14 protein-coding genes and 1 pseudogene are annotated in these 12580 nt (G+C 71.4%); 7 read left to right on the top strand and 8 right to left on the bottom strand.

Translation table 11 applies throughout. From position 1 onward, the window contains the following. Position 1 precedes the first annotated feature (1 nt). Both OG246_RS11960 and OG246_RS11955 read left to right on the top strand, forming a co-directional pair. Positions 2–457 carry a Zn-ribbon domain-containing OB-fold protein gene (locus tag OG246_RS11960; protein ID WP_266459858.1) on the top strand — a complete coding sequence of 152 codons (456 nt, stop codon included), beginning with the start codon at positions 2–4 and terminating at the stop codon, positions 455–457. Then, positions 454–1239, top strand: coding sequence for an enoyl-CoA hydratase/isomerase family protein (locus OG246_RS11955; protein ID WP_266459855.1), 786 nt, complete (start codon positions 454–456; stop codon positions 1237–1239). The genes OG246_RS11960 and OG246_RS11955 overlap by 4 nt, the downstream gene beginning before the upstream one ends. Positions 1240–1480: 241 nt before the next feature. Here the strand turns inward: OG246_RS11955 and OG246_RS11950 are convergent, their stop codons facing one another. After that, entirely contained in the window at positions 1481–3799 is a 2319-nt protein-coding gene (locus OG246_RS11950; protein WP_266459852.1) for a PQQ-binding-like beta-propeller repeat protein, read from the bottom strand. 263 nt (positions 3800–4062) lie between these two features. Continuing rightward, on the bottom strand, positions 4063–4830 hold the full coding sequence (locus tag OG246_RS11945) for a VOC family protein (protein WP_266459849.1): 768 nt from the start codon (positions 4828–4830) through the stop codon (positions 4063–4065). A gap of 192 nt (positions 4831–5022) precedes the next feature. Here OG246_RS11945 and OG246_RS11940 point away from each other — a divergent pair, with 192 nt between their 5' ends. Further along, the gene (locus OG246_RS11940; RefSeq protein WP_266459846.1) at positions 5023–5670 is read left to right on the top strand and encodes a TetR family transcriptional regulator; all 648 of its coding nucleotides are present in this window, start codon (positions 5023–5025) and stop codon (positions 5668–5670) included. 96 nt (positions 5671–5766) lie between these two features. Here the strand turns inward: OG246_RS11940 and OG246_RS11935 are convergent, their stop codons facing one another. Both OG246_RS11935 and OG246_RS11930 read right to left on the bottom strand, forming a co-directional pair. Continuing rightward, a complete protein-coding gene (locus OG246_RS11935; protein WP_266459843.1) occupies positions 5767–6282 on the bottom strand; it encodes a nitroreductase family deazaflavin-dependent oxidoreductase in 516 nt (171 codons plus the stop codon). After that, on the bottom strand, positions 6282–7535 hold the full coding sequence (locus OG246_RS11930; protein WP_266459840.1) for an acyl-CoA dehydrogenase family protein: 1254 nt from the start codon (positions 7533–7535) through the stop codon (positions 6282–6284). The genes OG246_RS11935 and OG246_RS11930 overlap by 1 nt, the downstream gene beginning before the upstream one ends. Positions 7536–7644: 109 nt before the next feature. Here OG246_RS11930 and OG246_RS11925 point away from each other — a divergent pair, with 109 nt between their 5' ends. The 4 genes from OG246_RS11925 to OG246_RS11905 all read left to right on the top strand — a co-directional run bounded on the left by OG246_RS11925 (position 7645) and on the right by OG246_RS11905 (position 10968). Beyond that, on the top strand, positions 7645–8844 hold the full coding sequence (locus OG246_RS11925) for an acetyl-CoA acetyltransferase (protein ID WP_266459837.1): 1200 nt from the start codon (positions 7645–7647) through the stop codon (positions 8842–8844). A 381-nt stretch (positions 8845–9225) separates the two neighbouring features. Next, positions 9226–9606 (top strand): hypothetical protein, encoded by a 381-nt coding sequence (locus OG246_RS11915; RefSeq protein WP_266464386.1) that lies wholly within the window; start codon positions 9226–9228, stop codon positions 9604–9606. Between the two features lie 196 nt (positions 9607–9802). Further along, positions 9803–10228 carry a pyridoxamine 5'-phosphate oxidase family protein gene (locus OG246_RS11910; protein ID WP_266459834.1) on the top strand — a complete coding sequence of 142 codons (426 nt, stop codon included), beginning with the start codon at positions 9803–9805 and terminating at the stop codon, positions 10226–10228. Between the two features lie 71 nt (positions 10229–10299). Beyond that, complete coding sequence (locus OG246_RS11905; protein ID WP_266459831.1) at positions 10300–10968, top strand: pyridoxal 5'-phosphate synthase; 669 nt, start codon at positions 10300–10302, stop codon at positions 10966–10968. On the opposite strand, the pseudogene OG246_RS11900 reads toward OG246_RS11905, so the two are convergent. The 4 genes and pseudogenes from OG246_RS11900 to OG246_RS11885 all read right to left on the bottom strand — a co-directional run. Then, positions 10946–11128: pseudogene (locus OG246_RS11900) on the bottom strand (GNAT family N-acetyltransferase); the annotation flags it as partial. The gene OG246_RS11905 and the pseudogene OG246_RS11900 sit on opposite strands and share 23 nt — an antisense overlap. Before the next feature lie 4 nt (positions 11129–11132). Continuing rightward, a complete protein-coding gene (locus tag OG246_RS11895) occupies positions 11133–11735 on the bottom strand; it encodes a GNAT family N-acetyltransferase (RefSeq protein ID WP_266459828.1) in 603 nt (200 codons plus the stop codon). A gap of 63 nt (positions 11736–11798) precedes the next feature. Continuing rightward, a complete protein-coding gene (locus tag OG246_RS11890) occupies positions 11799–12206 on the bottom strand; it encodes a Zn-ribbon domain-containing OB-fold protein (RefSeq protein ID WP_266459826.1) in 408 nt (135 codons plus the stop codon). After that, positions 12203–12337 (bottom strand): hypothetical protein, encoded by a 135-nt coding sequence (locus OG246_RS11885; RefSeq protein ID WP_266459823.1) that lies wholly within the window; start codon positions 12335–12337, stop codon positions 12203–12205. Before OG246_RS11885 ends, OG246_RS11890 begins: the two co-directional genes overlap by 4 nt. Positions 12338–12580 lie beyond the last annotated feature (243 nt).

Genomic DNA, 12580 nt, shown 5'->3' with positions numbered 1-12580 from the left:
CATGAGCGACGACGAGACCACCCTCCTCTCCCCCGTCCCCGACGACGACGGCGCCCCCTTCTGGCAGTACGCCGCCCAGGGCGAACTCCGGATCCAGGCCTGCGCCGACTGCGGCGAACTCCGCTTCCCGCCCCGCCCCTGCTGCCCGCACTGCCACTCCTTCGCGAGCGAGTGGCGGAAGATGAGCGGGAGGGGGCGGGTCTGGTCCTACGTCGTCCCGCATCCGCCGCTCCTTCCCGCCTACGCCGCGCAGGCCCCGTACAACGCGATCGTGGTGGAGCTCGCGGAGGCGCCCCGGATACGGCTCGTGGGAAATCTGGTGAGCGGGCCCGGCGCGCCGCTCAACTCCGTCGCGGTGGAACGGATTCGGATCGGCGCGCGGGTGCAGGCCGTGTTCACCGAGGTCACCGACCTCGCCGGGGTGTCCGTGCCCCGCTGGGTCCTGGAGCGGTCATGAGCGGCAGCGACGGCGGTCTGCGCATCAGCATCGACAAGGACTCCGGGGTCGCCGTCCTCACCCTCGACCGGCCGGAGAAGCTCAACGCGATCGATCTCGGCATGGCGGCGGAACTCGCCTCGGCGTGGCGGGAGTTCCGGTTCGACGACTCGGTACGAGCCCTGGTCATCACCGGGGCCGGCGAGCGGGCCTTCTCCACGGGGATCGACCGGGGGGCCGACGTTCCGCAGCCCAACTCCCCCTACATGGTGGACGATCCGCTCGTGGCCATCGGGCCGAAGGCGAACGACCTGTGGAAGCCGGTCATCGCCGCCGTGAACGGGATGGCCTGCGGGGGTGCCTTCTATCTGCTGGGGGAGTCCGAGTTCGTCGTCGCGGACGAGACGGCCACCTTCTTCGATCCGCACACCACGTACGGCATGGTCAGCGCGTACGAGTCCATCTACATGGCGCAGCGGATGCCGTTCGGGGAGGTGGCGCGGATGGCGTTGATGGGGACCGCCGAGCGGGTGTCTGCGCGGCGGGCGTACGAGGTGGGGTTGGTGTCGGAACTCGCCGCGTCGGGTGGGGCGTTGGCGGCGGCCGTGGAGTGTGCCGCGGTCATCGCCTCATATCCGGCCGAGGCGGTCCAGGGCACCGTCCGGGCCCTGTGGTCGGCAACGGAGGTGGCCCGTGCGCAGGCCCTCGCCCACGCCCCGTACCTGGTCTCCCTCGGCAACCTGCCGAACGAACACCAGGCGGACCTGTTCACCGCCCGCCGCTCGGCCTTCAGGACCCGCTGACGGGTCGGGGCTGGGGGTGGTTTTTTCGCCCCCTCCGCCCCTACCCATTCCCGTCCCTTGGGGGCTCCGCCCCCAAACCCCCGCTCCTCAAACGCCGGAGGGGCTGAATATCTCCCCGGCCGGGGATAGAGGTTTTCAGCCCGTCCGGCGTTTGAGGACGAGCCCTTCGGGCGATCGGGGGTCTGGGGGCGGAGCCCCCAGGAGCAAGGGACGGGTAGGGGCGGAGGGGGCGAACAAACCCCTACACCGTCCGGGCCGTCCCCGTCCCCTTCTCCGCGTCCAGTGCGTACACGCACCGGTCCTTGCTGCACGCGTACACGACGCCGTCCTTCACCACCGGAGCTCCGGTGATCTCACCGCCGGTGGCCAGCTTCCACCGCAGACGCCCGTCGTCCGCCTTCAGCGTGTACAGCAGATGGTCGGTGGAGCCGAAGTGGATGCGCCCCTCGGCGACGGCCGGGGCGCCCACGAGGTCGCCGCCCGCCTGGAAGCGCCACTTGGGGGTGCCGGTGACGGCGTCGAGGGTGTAGAGACCCTTGCCGCTGCCGACGTGGACGTGACCGGCGGCGACGAGGACCGGCTCGATCGAGGCACGGGACTCGGTCGCGATACGCCAGCGGTCGCGACCGTCGGTGGCGTCGAGGGCGTACACGGTGCCGAGGTAGTCGGCGAGGTAGACGCCACCGCCGGTGACGGCGGGGCCGGGCGCGAAGGCGGGCGGGCAGAGGAAGACCGCGGGGGCCTCGAAGTGCCAGCGGACGTGCCCGTTCGCCACGTCGATGGCGAGGACCCGGGTGCCCGCGGAGACGTACACGTACCCGTCGGGCGCAGACGCGATCCGCACCGGCACACCCCCGCAGGAGGCCGCGTCACCGATCGGATAGGACCAGCGCTCCTCGCCGGTACGGGCCTCCAGGGCACGCAGCCGGGCGTCCTGCCAGACGTACACGGTGCCGTCGTGGACGGCGGGCCCGGCCTCCGGGGACTCGAAGTCGGTCTGGGCGCCGGAGATCTCCCACAGCTTGTGGCCGTTGGCGGCCTCCCAGGCCTGTACGCCGCCGCCGCGCGTGCCGGTGACGACGGTGCCCCGGTCGGCCTTGAGGGAGTACACCCAGGCGTCGGTCGACAGACGCCACAGGTCACCGCCCTCACGGGCGTTCAGGGCGAAGAGGGTGGGGCCGTCGGAGGCGTGGATCCGGCCGTCCGCCACCGACATGGACCAGGCCACGTCACGCGTCTTGAAACGGCGCCGGCCGGTCGCGACGTCGAGGGCGTGCACCTCGAAGGAGGTGACGTAGACGAGGTCGTCGGCGACTGCGGGCGTACCCCATACGTCGTTCGACATACGGAAGCGCCACGGCCGCCAGCCGGCCGGGGAGTCCGGCGCGGGGGGCGCGGCGACGGGCGCGGGGTCCGCGCCGTTCACGCCGGTGCGCGGCCGGGACCAGGACGCGGCGAGGCCCGCCTCCGGAGGGGGTGCCTTGACGGCGGCGGCGCGGGCGTCGGCAACGCGCGGACCTGGGCCGATGGGCACCTGGGCGCCCGCGAGGCGCACGGGGCCCGTGTCGGGCGCCCCGACGGGCACGGGGGCGTGCGAGGGCGGGGGTGGGACGACTCCGCGCCCCCCGCTGCGGCCGCCGGACGGCGACGGCTTCGCGGGCGGCCGGCCTCCGCGGCGCGCCTCGATCAGGCTCACCGCGCGCTCGGGCAGCCACGCCGACGCCGTACCGCTGTCGTCGGATCCGGAGCCGAAGAGGTGGGGTGCCAGCTGGGCCTGGAGGTCGGCGGGGTTGGGGCGGCCGGTCGCCTCCATCTGCATACAGGACTCGATGAGGGGGCGCAGTTCGGCGGGCAGGCCTTCGAGGTCCGGGCCCTCCCTGAGCAGCATGAAGACCGTCTCGACGGGGTTCGCGCCGTGGAAGGGGGCGTGGCCGGTGGCGGCGAAGACGAGCATCGAACCGAGCGAGAAGACGTCGCTCGCGCCGGTCACGCTGCGCGAGTCCTTCGCCTGCTCGGGCGACATGTACGCGGGCGTACCGACGGCGACGTTCGTCATGGTCAGACGGGTGTTCGAGACGCCGGACGCGATACCGAAGTCGATCACTCGCGGTCCGTCCTCGACGACGAGGACGTTCGAGGGCTTCAGGTCGCGGTGGACGAGCCCCGCGCCGTGGATGGACTGCAGCGCCTCCGCCACGCCCGCCGCGAGCCAGCGCACCGCCTGGGCCGGCATCGGCCCGCACTCATTCACTATTTCTTCCAGTGAGGGCGCGGGCACGTACGCGGTGGCCAGCCACGGGACGGCCGCGCGCGCGTCGGCGTCGACCACGGCCGCCGTGTAGAAGCCGGACACGGCCCGGGCCGCCTCGACCTCACGCGAGAAGCGCACCCGGAACAGCTGGTCCTCGGCGAGCTCCGTCCTGACCGTCTTGATCGCCACGCGCCGGCCGGAAGCCGAGCGCGCGAGATAGACCAGCCCCATGCCGCCGGCACCCAGCCGCCCCAGCACCTCGAACGGCCCGATCCGACGCGGATCGTGCTGCGTCAGCTGATCCACCACTTGCCTGCCACCTCCCCGTACGGGCCACGTCATCCACGTATGAACGCGGCCCCGTGCAGCGTCTCACCACCGCACCGCCATGGCGGCACGCACCCCGATTCTTCCTGTCCGAGCCGATGGTTGCGAACCCGGGGGCGGATCGGGGTGTCTTGGGGCAAAATGACCGCACGTTTCGGGCACCGCCCGCTCATGGCCCGGTCAGGACCCGGTCAGGACCCGCTCACAGCCGATGCACCACGTCTATTACAACCGCCGCGCCACGGCTAGGACCGCTGAAGTACGGCGAACGACGCCCCCTGATTGTCCGTGACCACCGCCACCCGCCCGTACGACGTGTCGAAGGGTGTCACCTGGACACGGCCGCCGAGCCGGTTCACCGTCCCGAGTACGGCGTCGCAGTCCTCCACGCCGAAGTGGACGAGGAAGTGGGGCGGCATCTCGGCCGGGAAGACGTCGGTCACCGGGGCCCGGCCGAAGTCGGGGGAGGCGTCGGCGCCGAAGAGCGCCTCCAGGAAGAGGGTGCCGTAGAACTGGTCGACGGCCGCCATGTCCCGGGCGTACAGCTCGGCCCAGCAGAAGGTGCCCGGCTCGTGCCGTTTGCCGAAGCCGGGGTGGGTGTCGGCCTGCCAGAGGCCGAACACGGCGCCCTCCGGATCGGCCGCGAGGGCCCTCGTGCCGAAGTCGCGCACCGGCATCGGCGCGGTGATCACCTGGCCGCCCTCCGCCGTGATCCGGGCGGCGAGCGCGGTGGCGTCCGGCGTCGCGAAGTACACGGTCCATACGGTGGGCATCCGGCCGTCCCGCTTGGGTACGAGGGCGGCGACGGGCACACCGTCACGGTGCGCCCGCACGGCCCCCACTGCCCGGGCCCCGGGTTCGTCCGGGTGATGCCCGCCTTCGAAGGTCCACCCGAACAGCTCGCCGTAGAAGCGCTTGCCCGCCGCAACGTCGGGGAGCTGCGCGTCGACCCAGCAGGGGACGCCTTCGGAGAAAACGGCGGGGCCCTCGGGCAAAGCGGCGGATTCGGCCATGCGGCCAAGCTAACGGGCCTGCACGCATCCCGCAGAGCATGCGCACCCCTTTGTGCACGGGCACACGCACCCCCGCGTGAACAGCCACCCGCACCCTGTGTGAACAGGCACACCGACCCCTGTGATGAGCAGCCGCACCCCATTTGCAGTCGGCCGAATCGCGCTCCGATCACCCCTCGGTAAGCTGACGGCATGACAGGACAAGTGCGTACCGTCGACGGCCGCGTGGCCGGGCGGCGTGGGCAGGCGACCCGGCAGAAGCTGCTGGACTGCCTCAGCGAGATGCTCAGCTCCTCGCCCTACCGTGACGTCAAAGTCATTGATGTCGCCCGTAAGGCGGGCACTTCACCCGCGACCTTCTACCAGTACTTCCCGGACGTCGAAGGCGCCGTCCTGGAGATCGCCGAGCAAATGGCCGCGGAGGGCGCCGAGTTGACCCAACTGCTCGACGGGCGTTCCTGGGTCGGCAAGGCCGGCTGGCAGACCGCACAGGAACTCGTCGACGGCTTCCTGGAGTTCTGGCGACGCAACGACGCGATCCTCAGGGTCGTCGATCTGGGCGCCGCCGAGGGCGACAAGCGGTTCTACAAGATCCGCATGAAGATCCTCAACTCCGTGAACAACTCCCTTACGGACACGGTCACCGAACTCCAGTCCAAGGGCAAGGTCGACAAGGACGTGAACCCGGCGGCGATGGCCGGTTCCCTCGTCGCCATGCTCGCGGCGGTGGCCTCGCACCAGAAGGGCTTCCAGTCGTGGGGCGTCAAGCAGGCTGAACTCAAGCCGAATCTTGCGCTGTTGGTACACCTTGGTGTGACCGGCAAGAAGCCGACGAAGTAGTACGTTCCCCTTTCTTTCAGGACCTCCTGTCATGCAGGCGGCAGTCCACCGAGGTGGACTGCCGCCTGCTGCGCTGTGGGTCCGACAGGGATCAGTTCAGCGCCGTACGATCCGGAACAGCCGGATCTCCCGGTCGACCCGCTCCTGATACGTGACGTACGGCGGCCAGAACGCCACCGCCGCCTTCCACGCCGCGGCCCGCTCATCCCCGTCGAGGAGATGGGCGGTTACGGCGATGTCCTCGCCCTTCCAGCTGATCTCGGCGTCCGGATGCGCACGGAGATTGGCGGTCCAGGCAGGGTGATCCTGCCGCCCGAAGTTGGAGCCGATGAGGATCCAGCTCACCGGACCGGCGCTTTGGGTGGTTCCGGCGCCTCCGGAGTCCTCGGGCATACACGCCAACGGCGTACGCCGCTCCACCCCGCTCCTGGCGCCACGCACGGTGAGGATGATCCCCGGCAACATCTGCGCGCTGAGCAGCACCTTGCCGCGGGTAAGCCGGTGCACCACACGGTCAAGCGCGGGGATGAGATGCGGAGCAATCCGCGCGAACATCGGGGTCGAGGAGACCTTCTGCACCAGCCGAACCCCTGGAACCCTGCGTGCGGCCATCAGACGGTCACCTCCGCGCGACTGCCATCACCCTTACGGTCGAACAGGCGTGCCACTTCGGCGGCGTACCCCCGTAGCCGATGCACCGGCCCGAAGAGCGACTCATCGCCCGCCGCGCGCTTGAAGTACAGGTGGGCGTCGTGTTCCCAGGTGAACCCGATGCCGCCGTGCAGCTGGATCCCCTCCCCTGCCGCGCGGCGCAACGCTTCCAGGGCCTGCGCGAGCGCGAGCCCGCCGACCCGCTCACCACCGGTGCCGGTGGCGGTGGCGGTGGCGGTGGCGGTGGCGGTGGCGGTGGCGGTGGCGGCAGCCCAAGCCGCGTAGTACGCCGCCGACCGCGCCGCCTGCACCTCCACATACACATCCGCCAGCCGGTGCTTCACCGCCTGGAACGACCCGATCGCCCGCCCGAACTGCTCCCGCTGCCGCACGTACTCGACCGTCCTCTCCAGTGCCCGGTCGGCGGCGCCCACGGCCTCGGCGGCGAGCACGGCGGCAGCCATGTCCCCTACGCCGGCGAGCGCGCCGGCCACATCGGCGTCCTCGTCACCGAGCAACTCGGCCTCCACATCACGAAGTTCGATCCGCGCCTGGGGCCGCGTCTCGTCCAGGGAGGTCTGCCGCACCCGTACGAGCCCCGCACTCCCGTCCCGTACGAGATACAGCAGTGTCCGCGACCGTGCGAACCCTCCTGTGTGCGCAGCCACCACAAGGAGCCCCGCACTATGTCCGTCGAGCACCTGTGCCGCCTGCCCATAGAGGCGCCACACACCATCGACCTGCCGCGCCTGTACGCCACCCGCACGGCCGCCGCCTGCCCAGTCGCCGCTGTTGTCGCCCACCAGCCCGAGCGCCGTCGCGAGCACAGCGCCCGGCACGGCGAGAGCGGCGGTCAGCTCGCCGGAGGCGAGGCGGGGCAGCAGCTCGGCGCGCTGGGCCTCGGCGCCCAGGGCCAGCACCAGCGGGACCCCGAGTACGGCCGTGGCCAGGAGCGGAGAGGGGGCCAGCGAGCGCCCCGACTCCTCACAGGCGAGGGCGAGTTCGGTCACCGAGCAGCCGACACCGCCGTACACCTCGGGGAGGGCGAGCCCGGGCAGCCCGAGCTGTCGCGCGAGCGCCTCCCAGAGCGCGGGGTCGTACCCGGCGGGCGTCAGCACAGCCGCCCGCAGGTCCTCCGGACCACAGCGCTTGAGCAGCAACTCCCGCAAGGTGCGGCGGATCTCTTCCTGTTCGGCGGTGAAGCGGGCATCCATGGGGGGCTCCTCCGGATCTGACGGAGCGTCATGTTAGGACTGCGGCAGCCAGATGCACAGGCCCGCGACGACCTCCCCCGCCCACATTGTCTGATGTACCGTCAGATTTATGACGCCAGGAACTCCAAGGACTTCCGGTGAGGGCAGACGCAAGGTCGCCGTCGTCGGCGTTTCCCTCTCCGACTGCGGCCGCGTCGAGGAGGCGACCCCGTACGCCCTGCACGCCCAGGCCGCCCGCCGCGCGCTGGCCGACTCGGGGCTCGGACGCGAGGTGGTCGACGGTTTCGCGTCGGCGGGACTCGGCACGCTGGCGCCCATCGAGGTGGCCGAGTACCTGGGACTGCGCCCCACCTGGGTGGACTCCACCTCCGTCGGCGGCTCCACCTGGGAGGTCATGGCCGCCCACGCGGCCGACGCGATCGCGGCCGGCCACGCGAACGTCGTCCTGCTGGTCTACGGCTCCACCGCCCGCGCCGACGTCAAGGCGGGCCGCCGCACCGGCAACCTGTCCTTCGGCGCCCGGGGCCCCCTCCAGTTCGAGGTCCCGTACGGCCACACCCTCATCGCCAAGTACGCGATGGCCGCGCGCCGCCACATGCACGAATACGGCACGACGCTGGAGCAGCTCGCCTCGGTCGCCGTGCAGGCCCGCGCGAACGCGGCGGCGAACCCGGAAGCGATGTTCCGCACCCCGGTCACCGTCGACGAGGTCCTGTCGGGCCCGATGATCGCCGACCCCTTCACCAAGCTCCACTGCTGTATCCGCTCCGACGGCGGCGCGGCGGTCCTGCTGGCGGCCGAGGAGTACGTACGGGACTGCCGTACCGCTCCCGTCTGGGTCCTCGGCACCGGCGAGCACGTCTCGCACACCACCATGTCCGAGTGGGCGGACTTCACCGTCTCCCCGGCGGCGGAGAGCGGCCGCCTCGCCTTCTCCCGCGCCGGGGTCCGCCCGGACGAGATCGACCTGGCCGAGATCTACGACGCCTTCACGTACATGACGCTCGTGACGCTGGAGGACCTCGGCTTCTGCGAGAAGGGCGAGGGGGGCCCGTTCGTGGACGCCGCGAAGGGCCGGTTGCTGGTGGGCGGGGAGCTGCCGGTCAACACGGACGGAGGCGGGCTGTCGGCCCAACACCCCGGGATGCGGGGGCTGTTCCTCCTGGTGGAGGCCGTACGCCAGTTGCGCGGAGAGGCCGGGGAACGCCAGGTACGGAAGGCCGGCGGGCGCCTTCCGGAGCTGGCCGTCGCCTCCGGGACCGGCGGCTGGTTCTGCTCTTCGGGGACGGTGGTGCTGGGGCGGGGGTGAGTCCGGCCCGGCTCCTCGATCCGGTTGATCCGGTCGGTCCGGTCGGTCCGGTCGGTCCGGTCGGTCCGGTCGATCCGGTCGGTCCGGTCGATCCGGTCGATCCCGTTGATCCGGTTCCGGCCGCTCGCGAAGACGAACAGGCGCAGCACCAGGAAGCGCCCGATTCCGGCGAGCCCGGAGGCGCTGAGGTAGACGATCTGCTCCGTCAGCAGCCCGGGCGAGGCCTGCACCAGGTGCAGTACGAGTATCGCCACGGAGGTCACCGCGTAGGCGGCCGCGGCCGATCCCGCGGACTGCCAGTGCTGGCGCCATTCCGCATGCCGCCCGGCCCCGAAGGTGAAGCGTGCGTGCAACTCCGTGCAGAGGAGGGTCGAGGCGACAGTGATCACCGCGTTCGCCAGGGCCCAGGGCAGCACCCCGGCGAGCCCCGCCACGGCGGCGCTGGAGAGGACCCCGACACCGCCGCCGAACAGGACGAACCGGGCGAAGGAGGCGAGCGGTCCCGGTCGTGCGGGAGCTGCCGGGGTCACCGGGGTCTGTGAGGGCACTGGGGTCACCGGAACCGCCTGGGTCACCGGGGTCACCGGAAGCCGGCGTACGCCGATCGGGTCGGTCTCCTTCGTCGGCTGGGAACCCCGCGCCGCGAACGCCGTCTCCGGCTTCGACAGGAGCAGCGCTGTCATGGGGGATTCCTTCCGGGCGATGAACCTCTGGGACCAGCTGGGTTTCGGCTGGGATCAACTGGGTTCAACGATGTCGTGACCCGCTCCTCAGCACGAGGAGGCGGGCTCCCGAACCAGTGGTGGAGCTAGCCCCACCATGGGCCGGGGGTCACCCCAGAAGTTCCTGTTACAAGCCAACTCCGTCGGGCACCCATCGATTCCGGAATACGAAGTGGTGCAGAGCACGCTGACCCGGACATCCGTCATCCACTGTGCGCAGCCTGGAGGAGACCGACATGGCCCTGCCCCGCAAGGAGCGCGAAGCCTTTCTCGCCGAGCCGCACGTCGCCGCGTTCGCGGTCGACGCGGGGGCGGGTAGGGCCCCGCTGACCGTGCCGATCTGGTACCAGTACGAGCCGGACGGCACCGTCTGGATCATGACCGCGCTCGACTCCCGCAAGAACGAGCTGATCGAGGCGGCGGGCCGGTTCTCCCTCATGGTCGACCGGCTGGAACCCACCATCCGGTACGTGTCGGTCGAGGGGCCGGTCGTCGGCACGGCCCCCGCCACCCGCGAGCAGCTCCATGAGATCTCGGCCCGCTACCTCCCGGCCGACAAGGTCGATGCCTACGTCGACTCCGCCTGGAAGGAACACGGCGCACAGGTGGTCGTCCGCATGCGCCCCGAGCGCTGGGTCTCCTCCGACCTCGGCTCGCTGTGAGACCTCTCAGTGAGCATCTCGGTGAGTAGGGGTGTGAGCGGGGCACGCGGGTCGCACGTGACAATCAGGGCATGAGTGCCGACGCATCCTCCGAGTTCGTACGCCTGCTCCGGTCCCAGCGGGTCTGGGACACCGAGCTGCCCCCCTTCGATCCGGGCGCGGCACCCGACGAGCCGCTGCCGCTGTTCGAGCGGTGGTTCGCGGAGGCGGTGGCGGCGGGCCAGACCGAGCCGCACACGGTGTCCCTCGCCACGGCGGGCGAGGACGGGCTGCCGGACGTCCGTACGGTGATGCTGCACGGGGCGGACGCCGAGGGCTGGTCCTTCGCGTCCCACGCGACGAGCCGCAAGGGCCGGCAGCTGGCGGCCCGCCCCTACGCCGCCCTCGGCTTCTACTGGCCTGCGCAGGGACGCCAGATCCGCCTCCGCGGACCTGTCACCGTCGCCCCGGCCGAGGCGGGCCAGGCGGACCTGCACGCCCGCTCCACCGGCGCGCTGGCCGCCGCCCTCGTCGGCCACCAGAGCGAAGTCCTGCCGTCGCAGGAGGAGTTGGAGCGCCGCTCGGCCGCGGCCTGGTCACAGGCCGAGCGCGAACCCGCCACCCCCGTCCCCACCTGGACCCTCTACCACCTCCGCCCGGACGAGGCGGAGTTCTTCCAGGGAGACGCCCACAGACGCCACGTACGCCTCAACTACCGTCGCGTGAACGGGGCTTGGGTCACGGAGCTGCTGTGGCCGTGAACTCGTACGTCGCGAAGTCCGCCACCGGCCGGTAACCGATCCGCTGATACAGGCCGTTGCTGGTCGGGTTGGCAAGGTCGGTGAAGAGCAGCACCTCGTCGGCGCCGGAGGCGAGCGCGGCACGGCCGACCTCGGCGGTTGCGGCACCGGCGTAGCCACGGTCGCTACGGAACGACCGGCTCCGCATCCGCCGCGATCCGCCCATGCAGATGCACATCGCGGAACGCGTCATGTCGCCCCGCCTCGAACATCGCGCCCCGCAGCGTCCCCTCGTACCGGAATCCGCAGCGCTCGGCGACGTGGCAGGACGCGTCGTGGCCGAGGGCGTGGCCCAGTTCCAGGCGGTGCAGGCCGAGGTCGGTGAAGGCGAAGCGGGTGGCGAGGAGCAGGGAGCGGGTGGCCACCTGGCGGCCGCGGGCCTCGGGGAGGACCCAGTAGCCGACGCGGGCGCAGCCCATGACGTGGTCGATCTCGTTGACGCCGATGTGGCCGAGCAGCTCGCCGGTGTCCGCGTCCGTGACGCAGAAGGACACCCCGCTCCCGTCCACCGCAGCCTCCGCACGCGCGCGGAGCGACTCACGGGCACCGTCGATGTCCCGGATCATCCTCAGCGGCGTGTTCCACCGCTGGAACTCCGGGTCGGACAGCCCACGCAGCCACGCCGCCGCATCGACGTCGGACTCCGCGTTCCAGGAACGCAGCCGAAGCCCGTGCCCGTGCTGCTCGGGGAAAGGCTGGATGACGTAATGCTCGTGGACGTCGGCCATCAGTCCATTGAAGCCCCTCGGCGCGTACGACTCCCACTCGGGGCGCAACCGTCGACCACTCGGTCACGCACGGGGCCGGAACACCGGCACGCACACACCCCCCGCCCCCCGGAACGTCACCTCAAGCTCCATCCCCACCCGCAGCGCCCCCTCCGCGCACTCCACGACCTCGGTCATCATGCGCGGCCCCTCCGCGAGGTCGACGACGGCGGCGACGTACGGGACGCGCTCGCCGAACGGCGGGAGGTCGTTGCGGTGGACGACGGACCAGGTGTAGAGCGTGGCGCGGCCGCTCGCCCGCTCCCACTCCACGGTCTCGCTCCAGCAGTGCGGGCAGAACTCCCGGGGGTAGTGGTGGGCCCGCCCGCATCCTCCGCAGCGCCGGACCAGCAGCCGGCCCTCCGCCGCCGCGTCCCAGTACGGCCGCGTGAAGGCGTCCACCTCGGGCAGATCGAAGCGCGCGTCACTCACGAGAACAGCCCGATCGCCTCGTCCACCGGCCGTGTCCGCCCCGCCGTCCCGAGCGGCCCGGGATCGGGATCGGGCGGCCCGATACGGAGTACGGCCGGCCACTCCGCCCCGCTGAGCCAGATCGTGTCCACGAACGCCCACGCTCCCCTCGATTTCTGACGGTACGTCAGTTCAGCGCACCCGGGAGCGCCCGCGCAAGAGGCGTACGCCCCCACGCGCGCACTCCGGCACGAGCGCCTCCCTCCACGCTCCATGCACAACCAGGTGACCTACGCCACCAGCCCCACCCACTCCTCCTACAGCCGTGATCAGTTCGCAACCGATTCCGGGCTTGACCGAGACCTATCAAGTGACCACGTGATTACGCTCGCGCT

It is taken from the genome of Streptomyces sp. NBC_00620 (assembly GCF_026341825.1).
GTDB lineage: Bacteria > Actinomycetota > Actinomycetes > Streptomycetales > Streptomycetaceae > Streptomyces.
This window is presented reverse-complemented; position numbering and strand designations above follow the sequence as displayed.

Coding starts and splice junctions, on each gene's coding strand:
- OG246_RS11925 (WP_266459837.1), top strand. CDS start 7,645: ATGACGCCAGGAACTCCAAGGACTTCCGGTGAGGGCAGACGCAAGGTC.
- OG246_RS11930 (WP_266459840.1), bottom strand. CDS start 7,535: ATGGATGCCCGCTTCACCGCCGAACAGGAAGAGATCCGCCGCACCTTG.
- OG246_RS11910 (WP_266459834.1), top strand. CDS start 9,803: ATGGCCCTGCCCCGCAAGGAGCGCGAAGCCTTTCTCGCCGAGCCGCAC.
- OG246_RS11960 (WP_266459858.1), top strand. CDS start 2: ATGAGCGACGACGAGACCACCCTCCTCTCCCCCGTCCCCGACGACGAC.
- OG246_RS11940 (WP_266459846.1), top strand. CDS start 5,023: ATGACAGGACAAGTGCGTACCGTCGACGGCCGCGTGGCCGGGCGGCGT.
- OG246_RS11895 (WP_266459828.1), bottom strand. CDS start 11,735: ATGGCCGACGTCCACGAGCATTACGTCATCCAGCCTTTCCCCGAGCAG.
- OG246_RS11955 (WP_266459855.1), top strand. CDS start 454: ATGAGCGGCAGCGACGGCGGTCTGCGCATCAGCATCGACAAGGACTCC.
- OG246_RS11905 (WP_266459831.1), top strand. CDS start 10,300: ATGAGTGCCGACGCATCCTCCGAGTTCGTACGCCTGCTCCGGTCCCAG.
- OG246_RS11935 (WP_266459843.1), bottom strand. CDS start 6,282: ATGGCCGCACGCAGGGTTCCAGGGGTTCGGCTGGTGCAGAAGGTCTCC.
- OG246_RS11945 (WP_266459849.1), bottom strand. CDS start 4,830: ATGGCCGAATCCGCCGCTTTGCCCGAGGGCCCCGCCGTTTTCTCCGAA.